Source organism: Phyllobacterium bourgognense, from assembly GCF_003337575.1.
Classification (GTDB): Bacteria; Pseudomonadota; Alphaproteobacteria; order Rhizobiales; family Rhizobiaceae; genus Phyllobacterium; species Phyllobacterium bourgognense.
The window spans coordinates 98,674-120,976 of the sequence record NZ_QPJM01000005.1; the positions used below are offsets into that span (position 1 = coordinate 98,674).

The following is a 22,303-nucleotide window of genomic DNA, read 5'->3' on the forward strand; positions in this document are numbered from 1 at the left end:
GCGGCGGATGAGTACGCCTGTCCTTAAACTGGTCGCCCAGCGCATTGCGATGGGCGTACTCCTTCTCCTTGCCGTTTCCGTGTTGATTTTCGTCGGCACGCAGATACTGCCTGGAGATGTCGCACAATCCATTCTCGGGCAATCCGCCACGCCGCAAGCGCTTGAAAACCTGCGGCGTGACATGGGCCTCAATGATCCGGCCTATATCCGCTATTTCCGCTGGCTTGGAGGTATCCTGACCGGCGATCTCGGCACGGCTCTCTCCAGCGGGCAGGACATCGCCACGTCACTGAAGGACCGGCTGTGGAACACGCTGTTTCTCGCTTCGGCGGCGGCGGTGGTTTCAGTTCCGCTGGCAATCGCCCTCGGGCTGCTCGCCGTGCGCTACCGCAACGGGCCCGTCGACAAGATCATATCCGGGCTTGGTCTCGCCTCGACATCATTGCCGGAATTCTTCACCGGTTATCTGCTGATCTACTTCGTTGCCGTGCAGCTGCAATGGTTTCCAAGCGTATCGACAGTTTACGAGGGGATGCCATTTGGTGAACGCCTGAGCGCCATTGCCCTGCCGGTTACGGTGCTGACGCTTGTTGTTCTCGCCCACATGATGCGCATGACCCGAGCCGCAATCCTCAACGTGATGCAGTCCGCCTATATCGAGACAGCTGAACTGAAAGGGCTAACGCCATTCCAGATCATTACCCGCCACGCCTTTCCCAATGCCATCGCGCCGATCGTCAACGTCGTCATGCTCAATCTCGCGTTTCTGATTGTCGGCGTGGTCGTCGTCGAGGTGATTTTTGTCTATCCCGGCATGGGACAATATCTGGTCGATCACGTTGCCAAACGCGATGTTCCGGTCGTTCAGGCATGCGGGCTGGTTTTCGCGGCTGTCTATATCAGCCTCAATATTGTTGCTGATATCGTGGCGATTGTTTCCAATCCCCGCCTCAGACATCCGAAGTGAGGCCCGGCAGATGCTGAATATAAAGACCATACCGATCAGCGCATGGATCGGCCTCATCATCACAGCGTTGTTTCTCTTCGCGGCGATCTTCGCACCATGGGTTGCGCCATATTCGGTTGGCGAAACAGTCGGCGATGTGTGGGAGCCCAGTTCCGCAAAGTACTGGCTCGGCACAGATAATCTGGGGCGTGATCTGCTGTCGCGCATGATCTACGGCGCGCGCATTACCATCTTCATCGCCGCAATGGCGACGGCCTTGTCGTTTATCCTGGGTTCAGTGCTGGGGTTTGCGGCAGCGGTCATCGGCGGCTGGTTCGACCAGCTCATGTCGCGCTTCGTCGATCTTATCATGGCGATTCCGACGCTCATCTTCGCACTTGTGGTGCTTTCGGTGCTGCCTGCCAACGTCTTGACGCTCATCCTGGTGATGGGCCTGCTCGATGCCACGCGGGTGTACCGGCTGGCGCGCGCTGTCGCTGTCGATATCAACGTGATGGATTTCGTCGAGGCGGCAAAACTGCGCGGCGAGGGACGCATATGGGTCATCTTCCGGGAAATCCTGCCGAATGCACTGACGCCGCTGATCGCCGAACTCGGGTTGCGGTTTATCTTCGCGGTGCTGTTTCTCTCTGCGCTGTCGTTCCTCGGTCTTGGCGTGCAACCGCCGGATGCGGATTGGGGCGGCATGGTCAAGGAAAACAAGGAAGGCATCGTCTTTGGCATTCCGGCGGCGCTCATTCCGGCTGCGGCAATCGCCGTCCTTGCCATTTCGGTTAATCTGGTTGCCGACTGGATCCTCAATCGCACCACCAGCTTGAAGGGAGGGCGCGGCTAATGGCCAAACGTCCCGTAGACAGAAGTGGAACCCTGCTCGATATCCGCAATCTGCGTATCGAGGCGACGAGCTATCCTCCCGGAGAACCGCCGCGCAATGTCGTCATTGTCGACGATGTTTCCGTGAAGGTCGAGCGCGGCAAGGTGCTGGGGCTCATCGGCGAGTCCGGTGCAGGCAAGTCGACCATCGGCCTTTCCAGCATGTGTTATGGGCGGGGCGGCGTACGGATTACCGGCGGCGAAGTCCTGCTCAATGGCCGTGACATATTGAAGGGCGGGCCAAGACTGCTGCGGCAGGTGCGCGGACGGGAAGTCTGCTATGTCGCGCAATCTGCTGCCGCAGCCTTCAATCCCGCGCGCAAGCTGATGGATCAGGTGGTCGAGGCGGCGCTCTTGCACGGGATATGCTCGAAGGCCGTAGCCGAGAAGCGTGCGATCGGCTTGTTCAAGAAGCTTGGCCTGCCCAATCCGGAAACATTCGGTCAGCGCTTTCCGCACCAGGTGTCAGGTGGACAGTTGCAGCGGGCGATGACAGCGATGGCGCTGTGCTCGGAACCAGATCTGATCGTGTTTGACGAACCGACGACTGCGCTTGACGTGACAACGCAGATCGATGTGCTTGCTTCGATCAAGGATGCGATCCGCGACACGAATGTTGCGGCCCTTTACATCACCCATGATCTCGCCGTCGTGGCGCAGGTGGCGGATGACATCATCGTCTTGCGGCACGGCAAGAAAGTCGAATACGGCGATACGCACCAGATCATCAAGGAGCCACGTCAGCAATACACCAACCAGCTGGTCTCGGTGCACCATATCCCGCACGAGCAAAAGAACCCGACTGATAAGCCAATCTTGGTCGTGAACAACGTTACGGCAGCCTATGGCGGCGGACTGGTGAAGGTATTGAAGAACGTCTCGGTGGATATCCATCTTGGCCAGACGCTGGCCGTCGTTGGCGAGTCGGGCTCCGGAAAATCCACGTTGGCCCGCGCGATCACCGGGCTGTTGCCGCCGATGGAAGGCAGCATAACATTCGACGGGCGGACGTTGTCTCCCCGGCTGGCGAACCGTACCCGCAATGATCTGCGCGAGCTGCAGATGATCTATCAGATGGCGGATACCGCCATGAACCCGCGCCAGACCATCGGCACGATCATCGGCCGTCCGCTCGAGTTTTATTTCAAGATGAGGGGCAAGGAACGCGACAGGCATGTCACGGAGCTCCTCGAAAAGATCGAGATGGGCAAAGGCTTTGCCGATCGCTATCCGGCAGAGCTTTCCGGTGGCCAGAAGCAGCGCGTGTGCATAGCGCGGGCGCTGGCGGCAAAGCCGAAGCTCATTATCTGCGACGAGGTCACCAGCGCTCTCGACCCGCTGGTTGCCGACGGCATATTGAAGCTGCTGCTCGACTTGCAGAAGGATGAAAATGTTGCGTATCTCTTCATCACGCACGATCTCGCGACGGTGAAATCAATCGCAGATTCCATCGCGGTAATGTATCGGGGCGAAGTGGTGCGCTACGGGCCGAAGTCGGAAGTTCTGGCACCGCCATTCGACGACTATACCGATCTGTTGCTGTCGTCAGTTCCGGAGATGGAACTCGGTTGGCTTGAGGATGCGATGAAGCACCGGCGTATGGCCAGCGCCGGAAACTAGAGCTGGCCGGGCCAGCGGCCCTGGCCAAGCAGATGTACCGCCGTCACAACGCGCCGGAAGCTGGAGCGGGCGCGCTCGACGCTGTGACGCGCACGCAGGTAGGCGTGCACCAGACCGGGCTCGTTGTTCCAGATGGCCTTGCCGCCCGCTGCCAGGATTTTGTCGCGGTAGTGGCGGCCATCGTCCGACAGTGGATCGCACTCAGCTGAAATTACGATAGTGGCCGGCAGATCGGCGAAATCCGTGTCGTTCAATGGTGCAAAACGCGGGTCGGTCGACCAGTTGAACCCGCCGCCGCGGACTTTGAAATAGTATAGCGTGTCCCGGGTCGTCAGCATGGGCGCTTCCGCGTGGGTCAGGTAAGAGCCTTGATCGGTGGCCCCGCCGAGCCCGGGATAAATGAGCACCTGACCAATCGGCGCGCGGTCGTGACGGCGCACATGATGCGCGACTGCCGCCGCCAGATTGCCGCCGGCACTATCGCCGCACAGGACTATCGGCAAATCTGAAGTAGCAGCCACGTGCTCGAAAGCGGCAAGGCAATCCCTGAACGCGGATGGATGCAGGTGTTCGGGAGCGAGCCGGTAGTCGACCGAGATCACGCGGAAGCCTGTGCCGTCGCACAATTCGGCGCAGACATCGTCGTGGCTCTCAAGACCACCAACGACAAATCCGCCCCCGTGAAAATAGAGGCAGATGGCTTCCGGATCGCTGTCGCGTTTTTCGTAGACGCGAATTGGGATCTTGTGATTGCCGCTGTCGATGAACTGGTCGGTCGCCGACACGATTTCGGGATAGCCGGCAAAGAACCCGCGGCACATGGTGTCGTAAACCTCCCGTTGCTGGGCAATCGAAAGTTCGATGGCATCGGGTGGGTAGAAACTGTTGGTGCGTTCGATGAACGCCCAGGTCTCCTCGTCGATCAATACGGAATAGTCGGTGGTCATTTCCCCTTCCAGACGGGCTCACGCTTTTCGGCGAAAGCCTTGAAGCCTTCCTGGCCGTCTTCGGATGCGTAGAGTGTGTCGACTGTACGGAATTTGCGCTTGGTAATCCAGTTCATGGCTTCCTGGAAACCCATGCTCTCGGCTTCCCGCGCCACTTCCTTGATGGCAGCGAAGACCAGCGGTGGCCCGCTTTCGAGCATACGCGCAATCTCCCAGACGCGCTCCATTAGTTTGTCTTTCGGCAGGACCTCATTGACCAGGCCCCAGCGGTGCGCCTCGGTAACGTCCATCCAGCGGCCTGTTAGCAGAAGATCCATGGCGACGTGATAGGGGATACGCTTCGGCAGCTTGACTGTTGCAGCATCGGCGAGGGTGCCTGCGCGGATTTCCGGCAAGGCAAAGCTGGAATGGTCGGACGCATAAATCAGATCGCAGGAGAGGGCGAGTTCGAACCCGCCGCCGACTGCCATGCCGTTCACTGCGGCAATGACAGGCTTGTTGAGGTCGATCAGTTCCTGCAAACCGCCGAACCCGCCGACGCCATAATCACCATCGACCGCATCGCCGCCGGCTGCGGCCTTCAGGTCCCAACCGGCGCAGAAGAACTTGTCGCCTTCGGTCTGCACGATGGCGACGCGCAGTTCGGGATCGTCACGGAACTTCTTGAATGTTTCGCCCATCAGGCGGCTTGTCGTCAGGTCAATGGCATTGGCTTTTGGCCGGTCCAGCGTGACTTCGAGAATGCCGCCTTCGCGGCGCGTCCTGATTACATCGCTCATTTCAGCTCTCCCTTTGTCACCAGCAGCGCATCGGCGATCCATGCGCCTTCGCCCTGCCTGCAGACCAGCAGCGGATTGATATCAAGTTCGGCAATTCGGCCAGAATTGTTCACGGCGAATGCCGCAATGCCCATGATTGCGTCGATTGCCGCCTCAAGGTCGGCCTTGGGCTTGCCGCGATAGCCATCGAGCAACGGGAACATGCGCAGCGAGTGCAACGCATTCTCGATGTCCTCGCGGCTCGAGGGCAAGAGCAGGGTTGCCGTATCCTGCAGCAATTCCACCAGAACGCCGCCCGTGCCAAGCGTCATTACCGGACCGAATTGCGGGTCATCGACGATACCGACGATAAGCTCGGCAACCGCTCCCGTCACCATCCGCTCGACATAAAGGCCGCTTCCGAGACCAACGAGATCATCGGCGGCGGACCTGACCGCATCGGCATCCTTCAGATTGAGCCGGACGGCGTTCTGTTCGGATTTGTGGGCGATGCCGAGTGCCTTGAGGGCGACCGGATATCCGAGTGCGTCGGCAATGGCGACAGCCTCGCCAGTCGTGGTGCAACGCTGTCCGTCCGGCACGGGGAGCCCCGCGTTCTTGAGAAGCGTCTTGGCTTCGGCTTCATCCGGGGTACGCGTGCGGCCTTCGGCTTGCTCATCGAGAACCGCCACGGCTTCCGCAAGCGGCATCTTCCATGCCTTGCCTATGAACGCAGCAGCTTCTGCGGCATCGAAGGCTTCCGTTATGCCGCAGAGCGGTGCGATGCCTTTGGCCATCAGGCCGGACATGTATTCCTCCGGAATGTTCTCTGACAGGGAAGCGACAATGGCGCCTTTGGCCCGGTTGGTTCGCAGGGCGTTTTCAAAGCCTCGAACGGTCGACCACCAGTCGACATCGGAACAGCGATCCTTGCGCGGGAAATCGAGGACAAGGCAGCTTAGCGAAAAGCCGCCCGATACCATGGCGGTGAATGTCTCCGTAAGCGCCGGCTCATTGTTCCAGATGAACGTGTGGTAGTCGAGCGGGTTGGCGACGGCGACGAACGCCCCGAGCGTGGATTTGACCCGCGCCCGGTGCTCGGACGTCAGTTCTGGAAAGTTGACTGCGCGCCCCTCGGCACTATCGGCCATGACCGATGCCTCGCCGCCTGAACAGCTCATGGAACTCAGCGTGTTGCCATCGAGCGGGCCGTGCACATGCAAAAGCTTCAATGTTTCAAGGAAGGATGCAATTGAGTTGACGCGGGCTATGCCAAGCCGTTTGAGGAAAGCGTCCGATGCCGCGTCCGACCCCGCCAGCGACGCCGTGTGCGAGACGGTCGCGGCCCGTGCCTGCGCCGAGCGGCCGACTTTCATCGCGACTATAGGCTTGCCGAGTTCGCGGGCACGTTTGGCAAGGAGTTCGAATTTTGGCGCCGACTGGAACGCCTCGATATGGAGGCCAAGCGCGGTAACGCGTTCATCTTCGAGAAGTGCTATCGCCATGTCGGGCAGGCCAGTTTGCGCCTGGTTGCCTGCCGTCATCACGTGAGCGATGGGAAGGCCGCGCGTCTGCATCGTCATGTTGATGGCGATGTTGGACGATTGGGTGATAATGGCGACGCCGCGCTCATCCGGGCCGAGCCGCCGCCCGCCATGCTGGTCGGGCCAGAGCAGGGCGCCATCGCAGTAGTTGATCAGCCCGTAGCAGTTGGGCCCGATGATCGGCATATCGCCTGCCGCTTCGACGAGCTCTTCCTGCAACCTTGCGCCATCGGCATCGTCGGCGCCTGCTTCGAGAAAGCCCGAGGCATAGCAAACGGCAACGCCCGCGCCGGCTTCACGCAGGTCACGCACGATATCGAGCGTCAAAAAGCGATTGACGCCGACAAAGGCCGCATCGGGACTGCCCGGCAGATCGGCGACGGACCGGTATACCTTCAGCCCGCATATCTCGTCATGTTTGGGATGCACCGGCCAAATCTCGCCGGAAAAGCCCATTTTCTGTGATTGCTTTATGACCTCGGCGGCTTGCAGACCGCCGAAGACAGCAATGGTTTTCGGTCGTAACAGACGATCGAGCTTGTGCGGTGCCATCAGATGCTCCGTCACGCGCCATGCGGGCGGAGCAGGGCTCGCGAAATGATGTGCCGCTGGATTTCGGATGTGCCTTCCCAGATGCGTTCGACACGCGCGTCGCGCCAGATGCGCTCAAGCGGCAGGTCGTCCATCAGGCCCATGCCGCCGTGAATCTGGATCGCTTCGTCAGCGACGAAGGCCAGCATTTCGGTGGCCTTGAGCTTTGCCATCGCCATGTCCTGATCTGTGACTGTGCCCTGGTCGAATTTCCAGCCAGCCTCGAAGGTGAGCAGGTCCGCAGCTTTCAGCTCCGTCGCCATATCGGCGAGCTTGAACGATACCCCCTGGAACTTGCCTATCTGCTGGCCGAATTGCTGGCGTTGCGCTGCATATTCGATGGCGTGGCCAAGCGCGCGCTCGGCGCGGCCGAGACAAGTCGCTGCGACCTGAAGGCGGGTCGCGCCGAGCCAGGTATTGGCGACCTCGAAGCCCTTGTGGACTTCGCCGAGGATCGCATCCTGCGGCAGGCGGCAATCGTCGAACTCGATAATTGCATTGGTATAGCCGCGATGCGAAACGTTGCGATAGCCTTCGCGGATGGTCATGCCGGGATGACCCTTGTCGACGAAGAAGGCTGTGATCTTCTTTTTCTTGCCGCGCGGCGTGTCTTCTTCGCCGGATGCAACGAAGAGAATGACAAAATCCGCTTCGACGGCATGGCTGATGAAATGTTTGGTGCCGTTGACGACCCAGTCGCCGCCTTTTTCCACGGCGGTCGCCTTCATGCCGCGCAGGTCCGACCCGGCGCCGGGTTCTGTCATGGCAAGGCAATCCGACTTTTCACCGCGGATGCACGGGAACAGGTACTTTTCCTTCTGCCCGTCGGTGCCGGCGAGCAGGATGTTGGAAGGGCGTCCGACGCAGGTCCAGTGCAGCGCGTAGTTGGCGCGGCCGAGCTCTTTTTCGTAAAGCAGCCACGTCACGGTATCGAGACCGGCACCACCGACCTCTTCCGGCATGTTGGCGGCATAAAGCCCGGCTTCGATTGCCTTCTGCTTCAGTTCGTCGGCAAGTTCCTTGCGCAGGACGCCGGTGCGCTCGACCTCCGCCTCGTGTGGATAGAGTTCGTTTTCGACAAAGGCGCGCGTCGTATCGACGATCAGCCTTTGCTCCTCCGAAAGACCGAAATCCATAGCGTTAGCCTTTCTTTTTCTTGGGCTTGCTGGTTTTGGCTTTTGCAGCTGCCTTGGAAACTGCCGGCTTTTGCGCCAGCTTCGACAGACGCTTGGTGTAGTCGTTGTGAAGTGCGCCTGCGCCCCAGCCCTTGCCCTTGTTCTGCTTGGAAAGGGCTTCCATGATGGCCACGAGATTATCGTCGCGGATGCGCTCAAGCTCGCGGATCGACAGCCCATGGGCCTGTTCGTCGGACTGATTGGCGATCTTGTCGACCAGTTCCTCGTCAAGTTCCGGCACGTCCATCAGTTTGGTCCACGGCCATGACAGGCATGGACCGAATTGCGCGATGAAGTGGCGCATGCCGGCTTCACCGCCAGCAACACGGTAGACCTGGAACATGCCCATCTGTGCCCAGCGGATGCCGAATGAATAGCGGATGATGTCGTCGAGCTCTTCGACCGTCGTGATGTCGTCCTTGATCAGCCACAGGGATTCGCGCCAGACGGCTTCGAGCAGGCGATCGCCGACGAAGGCTTCGATTTCTTTGCGGATGACCACCGGCTTCATGCCGATCGAGGTGTAGAGTTCACGTGACTTTTCGACGGCTTCAGGCGAAGTCTGCTTGCCGCCGACGATCTCTACCAGCGGGAGGAGATAGACGGGATTGTAGGGATGACCCACGACCAGCCGTTCCGGGTGCTTCATCGCCGTCTGCATGTCCGACGGCAGGATGCCCGACGTGGAAGAACCGACGATGGCATCGACAGCCGCGTGTTTGTCGATCTCCGCAAGCACCTTGTGCTTCAAGTCGAGCCGTTCCGGCACGCTTTCCTGAATGAAGTCAGCGCCGGCGACGGCCTGTTCGATCGACTTGGCGAAAGTCAGCTTGCCTTCCTTCGGCAAACCGCCCCGCACCATGGTCTTATAGGCGCGGCGTGAATTCTTCATCACCTCGCTGACTTTGCGCTCGGCCTCCGGGTCCGGATCGAAGATCGAAACATCAATGCCATTGAGAAGGAGGCGGGCTACCCAGCCCGCACCGATAACACCGCCGCCGATTGCCGCGGCCTTGCGAATACCTGCCATGATTTCTTACCAGCCCTTCGTCAATTTCATGCGCTCGCGGACTTCGTTCGGTCCGAGAATGCGAGCGCCCATGCCTTCGGCAACTTTTACGGCGCGTTCGACCAACGGGCCATTGGTGGCCAGAACGCCCTTGTCGAGCCAGATATTGTCTTCAAGGCCGACGCGGATATTGCCGCCAGCCAGCATCGCCATCGCAGCATAGGGCATCTGGTTGCGACCGATGGAGAAGGCTGAGAAGGTCCAGTTTGACGGCAGGTTGTTCGTCAGCGCCAGCAGCGTATTGATATCATCCGGCGCACCCCAGGGAATGCCCATGCAGAGCTGCACCATGACCGGATCTTCAAGCAATTTCTGATCGTAAAGCCACTTGGCCAGAAGCAGGTGGCCCGTATCGAAGATTTCTACCTCCGGCCGCACGCCAAGCGCCTTGATCTGGGCCGCCATGGCTTTGAGCATGGCAGGCGTATTGGTCATGACATAATCGCCTTCGCCGAAATTCATCGTGCCGCAATCGAGCGTGCAGATTTCCGGGCGCAGCTTTGCCACGTGTTCCAGGCGTTCCGTTGCGCCGGCCATGTCGGTGCCGTCGAGTGAAGGCGGCATTGGCTGTTCCACGCTGCCGAGCGTGAGATCGCCGCCCATGCCGGCGGTGAGATTCAGGACCATATCGACGCCTGACGCCTTGATGTGCTCGACGACCTCCGCATAGAGAGCGATATCGCGCGAACCCTTGCCGGTCTTGGGGTCACGCACGTGAATATGTGCGATGGCCGCGCCCGCATTGGCCGCAGCAATGCATTCATCGGCGATCTGGCGCGGTGTGACTGGAACCTTGTCGGAACGGCCTGTGGTATCGCCCGCACCGGTCACGGCGCAGGTGATGAATACTTCGCGATTGGGGGTGAGTCCCATCTTAGAGCCTTTCTTGCTTAACTAGAACAATCCTGCCGGGTAAATTCCGGCCAAATCCTGCGGGCTTCGGCGTCGTCCGATGGAAAGGCATCGGCCTTGCCGAATCCCTTGACCTTGTCCATGAATTTCCTCCGGCAGAATTTTCCTATTCAAACAAGAAAAGCTCTGCGCTCCCATATTTCTGTTGACCTGATCATGCCCCGATTGCCAAGCGATGCTTTGCAATATACGAATAGCAATTGATGAATAGCGAAACTTCGCCACTCTTTTTGCCAAGTTCCAAACCGCTGCAGGTGACCGTTGTGGTTTTCAGCGGCGCTTCGCTCATGTGCGTGGCTTCAACAATCGACCCGATGCGTGCGGCGAATCGCGTGTCAGGTGCAAACCTGTTCAACTGGCGAATTGTATCACTGGACGGCGAACCGACAATGACAACATGTGGTCTGCCGATTGCCGTATCTGGCTCATTCGATACATCAGAAAAGGGCGATATATTATTGGTTGTCGGGGGTTTCGGTACATCCGACATTGCGCGGACGACCTTCACGGCCAATCTGCGCCGCGCTGTGCACAACTACCAGATGATTGGCGGCATCGAGGCTGGTTCCTGGCTGCTCGGGCGCGCGGGCCTGCTCTCAGGACGCAAGGCGACAACGCACTGGGAGGATATGGAGGAGTTTACGGCCGAGTTTCCCGATGCGGATATTCGGCCAGACCGCTACGTCATCGATGGGCCGGTTTTCACGAGCGGCGGCGCCTCGCCGACCTTCGATCTCATGCTGCATCTGATCCGCTCGCGCTACGGCATGTCTGTCGCGCTCGATGTGGCGAGTGTGTTCATCTATGACGGGACACATGCCTCGAACGACGCGCAGCCGCTGGTTTCGCTGGGACGGCTCGACGATGTGCATCCGAAGCTCGCGGGCGCCATTCGCCTGATGGAGCGCCATATCGAACAGCCGTTGACCATCGGCGCCATTGCCAAGCGCTCTGGCCTGAGTGCCCGAAGCCTCGAGAAGATCTTTGCCAAGGCTGTCGGCGAGGGGCCGGGCAGGTACTACCTGCGGCTACGACTGAAAGTTGCGCGGCGGCTGATTACCGATACGAAATCGCCGCTGGCGGATATCGCCGCGCGCACCGGTTTTTCATCGGCATCGGCATTCACCAGAACCTTCCGTAATTTTGAAGGCAAGCCGCCAAGCGCTTTCCGGGCTGTTCATTGAGCGTCGCTTTTGACAAAGCAGCATTACGGACTTCATGTTTCAACCCGCGATCGAATAGTTGCGCCATCCAGTCAGGAGCCCAGAATGTCAGCCGAAAATTTGCAAGGTGAACTGTACCGGTCCGCGCCGCTTGCCATGGAGAAGGAGTGGATCGACTACAATGGCCACCTGAACATGGCGTACTACAACGTGGTTTTCGACCGGGGCGGCGATGAGTTTCTTGCCGAATTGGGCTTCGGCCCGAAATATGCCGCCGAACGCAAGCTGACGATCTACACCGCCGAAGTGCATATCTGCTACGTGCAGGAAATTCATCTCGACCATATCGTGACGGTCACAAGCCAGCTGATCGATTTCGATGCCAAGCGTCTGCACACTTATAATGAGATCGTGCACCAGGATGGCTGGGTGGCGGCGACCGCGGAGGTGATGTCGCTGCATGTGGATATGAACGGCCCCAAGGTCGTGCCGTTTCCCGATGATATTTTGCCGACGCTAGAGCGCTACAAGGAGGCTCATTCCCAGCTGCAGCTGCCTGCACGTGTGGGCCGCTCGATCGGGATCAAGCGGAAGTAGCCCCACCAAACTGCTCGACCAGCCAGCGCTCGAATTGGCGGATGCGGGTTTCGCCGACGCGCTCCTTGCGGCAGATCATATACCAGGCGCCGGGCTGCGGAACTTTCAGCGGGAACGGGGCGACAAGCCGCCCAGCCTTGATGTCGTCAGCCACGAGAAAGTCCGGTGCGACGGCGAAGCCCTGACCATCCAGAGCGGACTGCAGGGCGGCGAGATAGGTGTCGAACTTCAGTGTCACGGCTTGCGCGGTATCGGCGATGCCCGCCGCCTCAAGCCATGTGCCCCAATCCTCGGGGGAGGTATAAAGCGCGAGGCGTGGCACCTTGGCCAAAGCCTGAGCTCCCGCGTCGCCTTCTATCCGCGCAGCCACTTGCGGACTGCACACGGGTCGCATTTCTGCCTTGACCAGCAGGCGGTAGTGCAGGTTCATCCGCTCCGGCCGGGTGGTATGGATGATGCCGATATCTGAACTGTCAATATTCAGCTCCCAATCGAGCTGGCTGGTGCCGATACGAATGGCAAGATTGGGATTGACCCTGCGAAAATCCGTCAGTCGCGGGATCAGCCAGCGGATGGCGAAGGTCGCATAGGTCTCCAACGCAAGGTCGTCTGTCGTGCCGATCCGATTGATCAGCGCCGTACCACGCGCGATCTTTTCAAAGGCATCGCGCATATAGGGATAGTAAAGCGTGCCGGCGTCAGTCAGCGACACGCCGCGCGGCAGGCGTTCGAACAGCTTGACGCCGAGGATGGTTTCAAGCTCGGCGATCCGGTGGCTGATGGCGGATTGTGTCACGCCGAGTTCTTCTCCAGCAAGCCGGAAACTCAACAATCGGGCTGATGCTTCGAATGCCCGCAACGAGCCGAGCGGCGGAATGCGGGGCTTCGACATCATGGCCAGGAAACCTTGCAACTGGATGCTTGAGAATAATTCATGTCTTTATGAGTAACGATCGCTTGAATGCGGCGCAATGCGGAATCATTCTAAACTGCGGCGCGGTCAAAAATAACAGGGCGTCCGGGAACAATCCTTTCGGAGAATGAGATGGGTGCAGAACAAGCCTTGGCGGAACTTGCGCCGTCTCTGGACAAGATCGATCAACTGATCGCCCGGCACACAGCCGGTCACGGGCTTGTTCGTGCGTTCTATATGGATCCAGACATCTATGCACGTGACATGGAGCGGGTGTTCCGGCGCCATTGGCATTGCATTGGTCACGCCAGCATCGTTCCCAATGTCGGAGATTTCGAGCTTTTCAAGATCGACAGCGAGGCGGTGATCGTTTCACGCACCGAAGACGGATCGATCCATGCCTTTTTGAACGTTTGCCGCCATCGCGGTGCCGAGGTCTGCACCAAGCAGAAGGGGAATGCGCGTTTCTTCGTCTGTCCCTATCATGCCTGGACATACACCAATGATGGCAGTCTGCGTGCGGCGCGGCTGATGCCGAAGGACTTCGATCGCAGCGCCCATGGCTTGAAGAAGCTGCATGTACGGGTGGCCGAGGGACTTATCTTCATCTGCTTTGCCGACGAACCACTGGATTTTTCCATTATCGAACAGTCGCTGCGCACGACTTGCGGGCAATATGGCTGGGCGGACGCCAAGGTTGCGCACCGCGAGACCTATCCTGTCGATGCCAACTGGAAACTCGCCGTCGAAAATTACGTGGAATGCTACCATTGCGGCCCGGCCCACCCGGAGTATTCGCAGACGCATGCACTGGAGCAGCCAGCCGAGAAGATCGTCGAGCTGAATGCACGCATGGAACAGCGCACCTGTGCGCTTGGCATCGACATCGCCACCGGCGATCACTGGCAGAGCTCGGCGCACGGCCAGGAAACAATTCATACGTTCCGTTACGCGCTCTATGACGGCGTTTCCAGTGGCAGCGAAGACGGTTCGCCCGTCGGGCCACTAATGGGGCGCTTCTCGGAGTTCGACGGCGGCGTGACCTCGATCCATCTCGGCGGCACCAGCTTCCTCGTGTGCTATCCGGACCATGGCATGATCTATCGGTTCATTCCGAAAAGCGTCGATACATGCGAGATGGAACTGATCTGGCTGGTGCGCGGCGATGCCGAAGATGGCAAGGACTATGACCTCGAAAAGCTGACCTGGCTGTGGAAGGTCACGACCGCCGAGGACAAGACGATTATCGAGCATACGGCGCGCGGCGTCCGCTCGCACTACTTCGTTCCGGGACCGATTGCGCCGATGGAATATAATGAACTGCGGTACATCCAGTGGTACCTCGATGAAATCGCACGGCCATAGAAAAGCATGAGACCACGAGGGACTGCATATGTCTGATTTTCCAACGGCGGCGCGCGTCGTCATCATCGGTGGCGGGGCGGTTGGTGTTTCGTCGCTTTATCACCTCGCCAAAGCGGGCTGGACCGATTGCGTGCTGCTCGAAAAGAACGAGCTGACATCAGGATCGACATGGCATGCAGCCGGGAATGTGCCGACGTTTTCCGCCTCCTGGTCAGTGATGAACATGCAGCGCTATTCGGCAGAGCTCTACCGCGGGCTGGCCGCCGAAGTCGATTATCCCATGAATTACCATGTCACGGGATCGCTGCGACTGGCGCATACCAAGGAGCGGATGCGCGAATTCCAGCGTGTGAAGAGCATGGGCCGCTATCAGGGCATGGATATCGATGTGCTGGGGGTCGATGAGATCAATGGGCGCTATCCGTTTATTGCGACGCATGAGCTGGAAGGCGCGCTCTACGATCCCAATGATGGCGATATCGATCCGGCGCAGTTGACGCAGGCCCTGGCCAAGGGTGCGCGCGATCTGGGCGCCAAGATCATCCGGTTTTGCCCTGTGACCGGCGCGCGGCGTGACAATGACGAATGGGTCATCTCGACGCCGCAGGGCGATATTCGCTGCGAATACGTGGTCAATGCTGCAGGCTATCGCGCGCAGGAAATCGGCAAACTGTTCGGTCGCGACGTGCCGATGATGGTGATGAGCCATCAATATCTGCTGTTCGACGAAATCCCGGAGATTGCGGCCTGGTCGCGCGAACACAGCCAAAAGCTGCCGCTGCTGCGCGACGTGGATTCGTCCTATTATCTCCGGCAGGAAAAGAATGGCATGAATCTCGGGCCGTACGAGCGCAATTGCCGGGCGCATTGGGCGACTTCCGACGATCCGATGCCGGACGACTTCTCCTTCCAGCTTTTTCCAGACGATCTGGAACGGCTCGAATGGTATCTGAACGATGCCATCGCACGCGTTCCGATCCTTGGCACGGCGGGCCTGTCGAAGATCATCAACGGTCCGATCCCTTACGCACCGGACGGTAACCCGCTGATTGGCCCGATGCCCGGTGTTCCAAACGCATTTGAGGCCTGTGTTTTCACCTTTGGCATCGCGCAGGCAGGCGGTGCGGGCAAGGTCCTCGCCGAATGGGTGACGGAGGGCGCAACGGAGTGGGATATGTGGTCGTGCGATCCGCGCCGGTTCACCGCTTTCACCGATCCTGACTATTGTGTCGCCAAGGGCGTTGAAGTCTACGGGCACGAATACGCCATCCACTTTCCGCGCCACACATGGCCGGCGGGTCGCAACAAGAAGCTGTCGCCTATCCATGACCGCATCGCCAGGCTCGGTGCGCAGTTCGGTGCCTATAATGGCTGGGAGCGGGCCAACTGGTATGCGCAATCGGGCGATGACACATCCGAAGAATCCACACAGACATTTCTGCGCGACGGACCCTGGCAGCAGCGTATTCGCGAAGAATGCCATGCGGTGCGCGATGCGGTCGGAATTCTCGACTTGCCGGGTTTCTCACGCTTCAAGGTGAGCGGCGAGGGCGCGCGCGCATGGCTGGCGACGTTGATAACGGGTATCGTTCCCAAACCCGGACGTATCGGGCTTGGCTATTTCTCGGATGACAAGGGCCGCGTCGTCACTGAAATGTCGATTATGGCAATCGACGAGGATGTGTTCTTCCTGATCACCGCCGGCGTTGCAGAATGGCATGATCGCGACTGGCTGCTCAATCATTTGCCGAAAGGCAGTTCGATCAGCATCAGCAATGTAACTGAAGACTTCTCGTGCCAAATCGTGACCGGGCCGAAGGCGCGCGATCTTTTCCGCGATATCTGCGATGCCGACCTGGAAAAATCCTGGCTGTCGCACCAGACGACACAGATTGCCGGGCGCTATTGCCAATTGGTGCGGGTATCGTTTGCCGGCGAACTCGGCTGGGAAGTCCACACCAAGATAGCCGATACGGCCGCCATTTTCGATGCGGTGTGGGAGGCAGGGCAGAAATACGGGATCAAGCCGTTCGGCATGTTCGCCCTCGATTCGCTCCGTCTGGAGAAGGGTTACCGCGCGTGGAAGGGTGACCTGTCCACGGACTACACACCGCTGCAAAGCGGGCTCGAACGCTTCATCAAGTGGGAAAAGCCGGAATTTCTTGGCAAGGCAGCCCTTGAGAGTGAAAAGCAGCAGGGCGTGAAGAAACGCTTCGTGACGCTGACTGTCGATGCAGGCGATTGCGACGCGCCTTACATGTCGACGCTTTGGCACGACGGCAATATCGTCGGTGAGACGACGTCGGGCGGTTGGGGCCACCGCATCGACAAATCCATTGCGCTCGGCATGCTGAAGACAGAACTCACTGAACCCGGCACCGAAGTCGAGGTGGAAATCTTTGGCGAGCGCTTCAAGGCAACGGTCCATCCTGACCAACCGTTGTGGGATCCCAAGAACGAAAGAATTCGCGCATGAGCTCTCTACCGGCCAAGGCCCGGGCCGTCATTATTGGTGGCGGCATCTCCGGCTGTTCCGTTGCCTATCATCTGGCCAAGCTCGGCTGGACTGATATCGTTTTGCTTGAGCGCAAACAGCTCACATCTGGCACGACGTGGCATGCTGCGGGGTTGATCGGCCAATTGCGCGCCTCGCAGAACATGACGCGGCTCGCCAAATATTCCGCGGATCTCTATGTCAAGCTCGAGGCCGAAACCGAGGTCGCCACCGGCATGCGCCAGGTTGGGTCGATCACCGTCGCGCTGACCGAGGAACGCAAGCACGAGATCTACCGGCAGGCATCACTGGCAAGAGCGTTCGATGTCGATGTGCGCGAGATTTCTCCGCGCGAAGTCAAGGAGATGTATCCGCATCTTAACATCGAGGATGTGGTTGGCGCGGTGCATCTGCCCCTAGACGGGCAGTGCGACCCGGCAAATATCGCCATGGCTCTTGCCAAGGGTGCACGCCAGCGCGGTGCGAAGATCGTCGAAAACGTCAAGGTCACCGAAGTTCTCAAGAAAAATGGCCGTGTGACTGGAGTCACCTGGGCGCAGGGTGAAGAGCACGGCACGATCGAGTCCGATGTCGTGATCAATTGCGCCGGTATGTGGGCGCGCGATCTGGCGGGAACGTCGGGCGTGACTGTGCCGCTGCATGCTTGCGAGCACTTCTATCTGGTCACCGAGGCTATCGAGGGGCTCGGGCGTCTCCCGGTGCTGCGCGTTCCCGATGAATGCGCCTACTACAAGGAAGATGCCGGCAAGATGATGCTCGGCGCTTTCGAACCGATTGCCAAGCCCTGGGGCATGAACGGTATTTCCGAGGACTTCTGTTTCGATCAGTTGCAGGAAGATTTTGAGCATTTCGAGCCGATCCTTGAAATGGGCGTCAATCGTATGCCTATGCTCGGCACGGCCGGTATCCATACATTCTTCAATGGTCCCGAAAGCTTCACCCCCGACGACCGCTACTACCTCGGCGAAGCGCCGGAACTTGGCGGCTACTGGGTTGCGGCGGGGTATAATTCCATCGGTATTGTTTCCTCCGGCGGTGCCGGGATGGCGCTTGCGCAATGGATAAACGATGGCGAAGCGCCCTTCGATCTGTGGGAGGTGGATATTCGCCGGGCGCAGCCGTTCCAGAAGAACCGGCGCTACCTGAAGGAGCGGGTGTCGGAGACGCTCGGGCTGCTTTACGCCGATCATTTCCCGTACCGGCAAATGGCAACATCGCGCAATATTCGCCGCTCGCCTATCCACGAGCATCTGAGGGCCCGTGGCGCTGTCTTTGGCGAAGTTGCGGGATGGGAGCGCGCCAACTGGTTTGCCAAAGAGGGCCAGGAGCGCGAATACCGCTATTCGTGGAAGCGGCAGAACTGGTTCGACAATCAGCGCGACGAACACCTTGCCGTGCGCAACAATGTCGGTCTGTTCGATATGACCTCATTCGGCAAGATACGCATCGAGGGTCGTGATGCACTGGCGTTCCTGCAGCGGCTTTGTGCCAATCAGCTGAATGTTGAACCGGGCCGCATCGTCTATACGCAGATGCTCAACAATCGCGGCGGGATCGAGAGCGACCTGACGATCACGCGGCTGTCGGATACGGCGTTTTTCGCCGTGGTGCCCGGCGCGACGCTGCAGCGCGACCTTGCCTGGATGCGCAAGCACCTCAAGGACGAGTTCGTAGTCATCACCGATGTAACTGCCGCGGAGTCCGTGCTTTGCCTGATGGGGCCGAAATCGCGCGAACTGATCCAGAAGGTCAGCCCGAATGACTTCTCGAACGAGGCAAACCCGTTTGGTACTGCACGCGAGATCGAAATAGGCATGGGATTGGCGCGGGCGCACCGCGTGACCTATGTCGGCGAACTCGGCTGGGAGCTTTATGTCTCGACGGATCAGACAGCACATGTGTTCGAGGCAATCGAAGAAGCCGGCAGGGACGTTGGCTTGAAACTGAGCGGCCTGCACACACTGGACTCCTGCCGTATCGAAAAAGCCTTCCGGCATTTCGGCCATGACATCACCGACGAGGACCATGTGCTGGAGGCAGGGCTCGGCTTTGCGGTGAAGGTAGATAAGGGTGATTTCATCGGCCGCGATGCGGTGCTGAGGAAGAAGGACGCCGGGCTTGATCGCCGTCTGGTGCAATTCCGCCTGACCGATCCCGAGCCGCTGCTGTTTCACAACGAGGCGATTGTCCGCGACGGCAAGATCGTCGGCACAATCACATCCGGTAACTACGGGCATCATCTCGGCGGCGCGATCGGGCTTGGTTATGTGCCGAGCAAGGGCGAGAGCGCCGAACAGGTGCTGGCGTCCGACTATGAGATCGAGATAGCCGGTGTGCGGGTGAAAGCCGAGGCCTCACTGCGGCCGATGTACGATCCAAAGGCCGAGCGGGTCAGGATGTAGGACCAGCCGTGTTATCGGCCAGTTCTCAAACTCAATTCATGCTGGTGAGAACCGCATTGAACTGCTCCAGCGCCCAATCGACCTGATCGCGCTTGATAACGAGTGGCGGAGCGATGCGGATCGTATCGCCATGGGTGTCCTTGGCGAGAATGCCGCGCGCCTTGAGTTCGTAGCAGAAACGATTGGCGCCGCCGGCTTCCGGATGGAGTTCGACCGCCAGCATCAGCCCGCGCCCACGCACTTCCCGCACGATATTGCTACGAATGCCCTTGAGCTCCTGCAGGAAATAGTCGCCCTCGATGCGGGAATTCTCGATCATGTCTTCTTCGGTGAGCACCCGCAGCGCGGCACGGGCAATGGCGCAGGCAAGCGGGTTTCCGCCAAAGGTGCTGCCGTGCTGCCCGGGCTTGAGCACGCCGAGAACATCGCTGTTTGAAAGCACCGCCGAGACAGGGTAAAAACCGCCAGAGAGTGCCTTGCCGATCAGCGTTACGTCCGCTTCGATGCCCTCGTGCGCTTCGGCAAGCAAGGCGCCGGTGCGGCCAAGGCCAGTCTGGATTTCATCCAGGATAAGCGTGACGTTATTCTCGGTGCAGAGTTCGCGCACCCTGGTGAAATAGCCTTTCGGCGGAATGATCACGCCGGCTTCGCCCTGGATCGGCTCGACAAGAAAACCGACCGTGTTAGGGGTCAGTGCCGCCGCAAACGCGTCGATATCGCCGAATGGAACGACCTTGAAGCCCGGCGCGAACGGGCCGAAATTATCGCGGGCGGCAGGATCGGTGCTGAAGCCGACGATACCCATGGTGCGGCCATGGAAATTATCCGAACAGACGATGATCTCCGCGGCGTTTTCCGGAACACCCTTGACCTCGTAGCCCCATTTGCGCACGGCCTTGATGGCGGTTTCGACGGCTTCGGCGCCACTGTTCATCGGCAGGATCTTGTGCGAGCCGGTGAGGGCGGCGAGTTCTTCATAGAACAGGGCCAACTGGTCATTGCGGAAGGCGCGGGAGGTGAGCGTCAGTTTGCCTGCCTGTTCCGTCATTGCTTTCAGGATTTTGGGATGGCAATGGCCCTGGTTGACGGCCGAATAGGCTGAGAGACAGTCAAGATAGCGATTGCCGTCGATATCCCATACGTACACGCCTTCGCCGCGCTCCAGCACCACATCGAGCGGCTTGTAGTTGTGCGCCCCGAGGCGGGATTCCGTCGAAATCAGGTCAGCGGCTGTGTGCAGCAAAGTATCCTCCTATTATGTCATACGTTCAGAGCAGCAGCGCTCTGTTCAGATAATGTCGGTTTGTCGAAAATCTGCCGGCCGAACAGGCTGGCAACGAGATCGACGAGGAGCAAGGCACTCTTGCCGCGCTCATCCAGGAATGGGTTGAGCTCAACCACGTCAAGCGAACCGACGACGTCGGAATCGTGCAGCATCTCCATGACGAGATGCGCTTCGCGGTAGGTCGCGCCCCCAGGAACGGTGGTTCCGACACCCGGTGCAAAGGACGGATCAACGAAATCCACGTCAAAACTGACATGCAGGATGCCGTTGGCCTTCTGTACGCGCTCAATGATGCGGCGCAGCAGTTTGACAACGCCGAATTCATCGATCTGCCGCATGTCGATGACATCGATGCCGCGCTCACGCAGAAGCACGCGTTCGGTCTTGTCGATGGAACGAATGCCGAAGAGATGCAGGTTTTCCGGTTTGACGAAACCGTGCGGTTCATCGCCGAAGACACCTTCAAGGCCGGGCTCGCGGCAAAGAAGCGCCGCCGACATGCCGTGCATGTTGCCGGATGGCGAGGTGGCGGGCGTATTGAAGTCGGAATGCGCGTCGAGCCAAAGCACGAACAATTCGCGGTTGTGCTCTTCGCAATAGCGCGCGATGCCGCCAATCGATCCCATGGACAGGCTATGATCGCCGCCAAGAATGACCGGGAGCGTGCCGTTGGTCATTGCGTCATAGGTCTCGACGGCCAGCATGCGGGACCAGGCAGCGATTTTCTCGATGTAGTGCGCAAGACCCTGGACAGGCGGCACAACAGGCAATGTCTTCGGGAGTCGCAAGTCACCGCGATCCTCCACCGGGTGGCCAAGATCTTCGAGCATATGTATAAGGCCGGCAGTGCGCAGTGCAGCGGGACCCATCAATGCCCCAAGCCTGCCGGCGCCTTCTTCGATCGGCGCGCCGATGACGGTCAGCTTCTGCTTGTGCGTGTCCTCGAAATTGTTCTGCATGTTCATGAGCAGCTGTCACTCTCGCGTTTGAAGGGGTCCGGGATCCAACCAAGATTATCACGTTTTTCGGCGGTGATATTGGCACTTCGACGCGGTGACAAAAAGACAGCATCCTGATATGAATGCGCATATTAATGCGCATTTTGCTCAATCAAATTGGTCAGATTGATAGACGATGGATGATGTGGACCGCAAATTGCTGTCTTTGCTACGGGATGATTGCCGCATGCCGGTTTCATCCATGGCAACGATTCTCGGTATTTCGCGCGCAACGGTGCGCACCCGCATCGACAGGCTCACTACAAACGGTACGATCCAGAGTTTCACTGTCAATTTGAAGGCTGGAGCGGGCATTTATGGCGTGCGGGCGGTTGCCATGATCGAGGTAGCGGGGCAGGCCGCCGAAAAGGTTGTGCGGCGATTGCAGGGCTTTCCGGAAATCCGCGCGCTGCATACCACGAACGGACGCTGGGATATCGTTGCCGAAATCGAAGTCGAGACCCTCGAGGCTTTCGACCGGACATTGCGCGACATTCGCCATATTGACGGAATCACCTCGACGGAGACAAGTATCCTTCTGTCGACGCGCAAGAGCTAGGATATACTGATATTCACGCCAGGACGGCCTGCAAATGGCACTTTTCTGCG

Annotated in this window: 18 protein-coding genes; 9 read left to right on the plus strand and 9 right to left on the minus strand. The window is 59.2% G+C overall.

Translation table 11 applies throughout. The features are described from left to right. The first annotated feature begins 7 nt into the window (after window positions 1-7). From C7476_RS11130 to C7476_RS11140, 3 genes are read left to right on the plus strand one after another with little or no spacing between them, the layout of a single operon-like run. Window positions 8-967, plus strand: coding sequence for an ABC transporter permease (locus C7476_RS11130; protein ID WP_114429999.1), 960 nt, complete (start codon window positions 8-10; stop codon window positions 965-967). Window positions 968-977: 10 nt separating this feature from the next. Further along, complete coding sequence (locus tag C7476_RS11135) at window positions 978-1,802, plus strand: ABC transporter permease (protein WP_114430000.1); 825 nt, start codon at window positions 978-980, stop codon at window positions 1,800-1,802. Continuing rightward, window positions 1,802-3,460 carry an ABC transporter ATP-binding protein gene (locus tag C7476_RS11140; protein WP_114430001.1) on the plus strand — a complete coding sequence of 553 codons (1,659 nt, stop codon included), beginning with the start codon at window positions 1,802-1,804 and terminating at the stop codon, window positions 3,458-3,460. Before C7476_RS11135 ends, C7476_RS11140 begins: the two co-directional genes overlap by 1 nt. On the opposite strand, the gene C7476_RS11145 is transcribed toward C7476_RS11140, so the two are convergent. From C7476_RS11145 to C7476_RS11170, 6 genes are read right to left on the minus strand one after another with little or no spacing between them, the layout of a single operon-like run. Beyond that, complete coding sequence (locus C7476_RS11145; RefSeq protein WP_114430002.1) at window positions 3,457-4,407, minus strand: alpha/beta hydrolase; 951 nt, start codon at window positions 4,405-4,407, stop codon at window positions 3,457-3,459. The genes C7476_RS11140 and C7476_RS11145 overlap by 4 nt on opposite strands. After that, entirely contained in the window at window positions 4,404-5,186 is a 783-nt protein-coding gene (locus C7476_RS11150) for a carnitinyl-CoA dehydratase (RefSeq protein WP_114430003.1), read from the minus strand. The genes C7476_RS11145 and C7476_RS11150 overlap by 4 nt, the downstream gene beginning before the upstream one ends. Continuing rightward, complete coding sequence (locus C7476_RS11155; RefSeq protein ID WP_114430004.1) at window positions 5,183-7,261, minus strand: acetate--CoA ligase family protein; 2,079 nt, start codon at window positions 7,259-7,261, stop codon at window positions 5,183-5,185. The genes C7476_RS11150 and C7476_RS11155 overlap by 4 nt, the downstream gene beginning before the upstream one ends. Window positions 7,262-7,272: 11 nt before the next feature. Beyond that, window positions 7,273-8,436: an acyl-CoA dehydrogenase family protein gene (locus C7476_RS11160; protein WP_114430005.1), complete on the minus strand. Its 1,164-nt coding sequence runs from the start codon at window positions 8,434-8,436 to the stop codon at window positions 7,273-7,275. 4 nt (window positions 8,437-8,440) lie between these two features. Beyond that, window positions 8,441-9,505 carry a carnitine 3-dehydrogenase gene (locus C7476_RS11165; RefSeq protein ID WP_114430006.1) on the minus strand — a complete coding sequence of 355 codons (1,065 nt, stop codon included), beginning with the start codon at window positions 9,503-9,505 and terminating at the stop codon, window positions 8,441-8,443. Between the two features lie 6 nt (window positions 9,506-9,511). Beyond that, entirely contained in the window at window positions 9,512-10,417 is a 906-nt protein-coding gene (locus tag C7476_RS11170) for a beta-keto acid cleavage family enzyme (RefSeq protein ID WP_114430007.1), read from the minus strand. A 239-nt stretch (window positions 10,418-10,656) separates the two neighbouring features. Here C7476_RS11170 and C7476_RS11175 point away from each other — a divergent pair, with 239 nt between their 5' ends. Continuing rightward, a complete protein-coding gene (locus tag C7476_RS11175) occupies window positions 10,657-11,640 on the plus strand; it encodes a GlxA family transcriptional regulator (protein ID WP_425373967.1) in 984 nt (327 codons plus the stop codon). A gap of 84 nt (window positions 11,641-11,724) precedes the next feature. Next, window positions 11,725-12,216, plus strand: a complete 492-nt coding sequence (locus C7476_RS11180) for a thioesterase family protein (RefSeq protein WP_114430009.1) — start codon at window positions 11,725-11,727, stop codon at window positions 12,214-12,216. On the opposite strand, the gene C7476_RS11185 is transcribed toward C7476_RS11180, so the two are convergent. Next, entirely contained in the window at window positions 12,203-13,111 is a 909-nt protein-coding gene (locus C7476_RS11185; RefSeq protein WP_114430010.1) for a LysR substrate-binding domain-containing protein, read from the minus strand. The two genes, C7476_RS11180 and C7476_RS11185, sit on opposite strands and share 14 nt — an antisense overlap. Before the next feature lie 150 nt (window positions 13,112-13,261). On the opposite strand from C7476_RS11185, the gene C7476_RS11190 reads away from it, so the two are divergent. Genes C7476_RS11190 through C7476_RS11200 form a run of 3 tightly spaced genes read left to right on the plus strand, consistent with a single transcriptional unit; the run spans window position 13,262 to window position 19,411 of the window. Next, window positions 13,262-14,494 carry an aromatic ring-hydroxylating oxygenase subunit alpha gene (locus tag C7476_RS11190; protein ID WP_114430011.1) on the plus strand — a complete coding sequence of 411 codons (1,233 nt, stop codon included), beginning with the start codon at window positions 13,262-13,264 and terminating at the stop codon, window positions 14,492-14,494. Window positions 14,495-14,522: 28 nt separating this feature from the next. Beyond that, window positions 14,523-16,970 carry a GcvT family protein gene (locus tag C7476_RS11195; protein ID WP_114430012.1) on the plus strand — a complete coding sequence of 816 codons (2,448 nt, stop codon included), beginning with the start codon at window positions 14,523-14,525 and terminating at the stop codon, window positions 16,968-16,970. Then, on the plus strand, window positions 16,967-19,411 hold the full coding sequence (locus tag C7476_RS11200) for a GcvT family protein (protein ID WP_114430013.1): 2,445 nt from the start codon (window positions 16,967-16,969) through the stop codon (window positions 19,409-19,411). Before C7476_RS11195 ends, C7476_RS11200 begins: the two co-directional genes overlap by 4 nt. A gap of 31 nt (window positions 19,412-19,442) precedes the next feature. Here C7476_RS11200 and rocD read toward each other — a convergent pair whose 3' ends face one another. After that, a complete protein-coding gene (rocD, locus tag C7476_RS11205; RefSeq protein WP_114430191.1) occupies window positions 19,443-20,651 on the minus strand; it encodes an ornithine--oxo-acid transaminase in 1,209 nt (402 codons plus the stop codon). A gap of 20 nt (window positions 20,652-20,671) precedes the next feature. Further along, the gene (rocF, locus tag C7476_RS11210; RefSeq protein ID WP_114430014.1) at window positions 20,672-21,661 is read right to left on the minus strand and encodes an arginase; all 990 of its coding nucleotides are present in this window, start codon (window positions 21,659-21,661) and stop codon (window positions 20,672-20,674) included. Window positions 21,662-21,830: 169 nt separating this feature from the next. On the opposite strand from rocF, the gene C7476_RS11215 reads away from it, so the two are divergent. Continuing rightward, entirely contained in the window at window positions 21,831-22,253 is a 423-nt protein-coding gene (locus tag C7476_RS11215) for an Lrp/AsnC family transcriptional regulator (RefSeq protein ID WP_112529348.1), read from the plus strand. The last annotated feature ends 50 nt before the right edge of the window (window positions 22,254-22,303 follow it).

Coding starts and splice junctions, on each gene's coding strand:
- C7476_RS11130 (WP_114429999.1), top strand. CDS start 8: ATGAGTACGCCTGTCCTTAAACTGGTCGCCCAGCGCATTGCGATGGGC.
- C7476_RS11135 (WP_114430000.1), top strand. CDS start 978: ATGCTGAATATAAAGACCATACCGATCAGCGCATGGATCGGCCTCATC.
- C7476_RS11140 (WP_114430001.1), top strand. CDS start 1,802: ATGGCCAAACGTCCCGTAGACAGAAGTGGAACCCTGCTCGATATCCGC.
- C7476_RS11145 (WP_114430002.1), bottom strand. CDS start 4,407: ATGACCACCGACTATTCCGTATTGATCGACGAGGAGACCTGGGCGTTC.
- C7476_RS11150 (WP_114430003.1), bottom strand. CDS start 5,186: ATGAGCGATGTAATCAGGACGCGCCGCGAAGGCGGCATTCTCGAAGTC.
- C7476_RS11155 (WP_114430004.1), bottom strand. CDS start 7,261: ATGGCACCGCACAAGCTCGATCGTCTGTTACGACCGAAAACCATTGCT.
- C7476_RS11160 (WP_114430005.1), bottom strand. CDS start 8,436: ATGGATTTCGGTCTTTCGGAGGAGCAAAGGCTGATCGTCGATACGACG.
- C7476_RS11165 (WP_114430006.1), bottom strand. CDS start 9,505: ATGGCAGGTATTCGCAAGGCCGCGGCAATCGGCGGCGGTGTTATCGGT.
- C7476_RS11170 (WP_114430007.1), bottom strand. CDS start 10,417: ATGGGACTCACCCCCAATCGCGAAGTATTCATCACCTGCGCCGTGACC.
- C7476_RS11180 (WP_114430009.1), top strand. CDS start 11,725: ATGTCAGCCGAAAATTTGCAAGGTGAACTGTACCGGTCCGCGCCGCTT.
- C7476_RS11185 (WP_114430010.1), bottom strand. CDS start 13,111: ATGATGTCGAAGCCCCGCATTCCGCCGCTCGGCTCGTTGCGGGCATTC.
- C7476_RS11190 (WP_114430011.1), top strand. CDS start 13,262: ATGGGTGCAGAACAAGCCTTGGCGGAACTTGCGCCGTCTCTGGACAAG.
- C7476_RS11195 (WP_114430012.1), top strand. CDS start 14,523: ATGTCTGATTTTCCAACGGCGGCGCGCGTCGTCATCATCGGTGGCGGG.
- C7476_RS11200 (WP_114430013.1), top strand. CDS start 16,967: ATGAGCTCTCTACCGGCCAAGGCCCGGGCCGTCATTATTGGTGGCGGC.
- rocF (WP_114430014.1), bottom strand. CDS start 21,661: ATGAACATGCAGAACAATTTCGAGGACACGCACAAGCAGAAGCTGACC.
- C7476_RS11215 (WP_112529348.1), top strand. CDS start 21,831: ATGGATGATGTGGACCGCAAATTGCTGTCTTTGCTACGGGATGATTGC.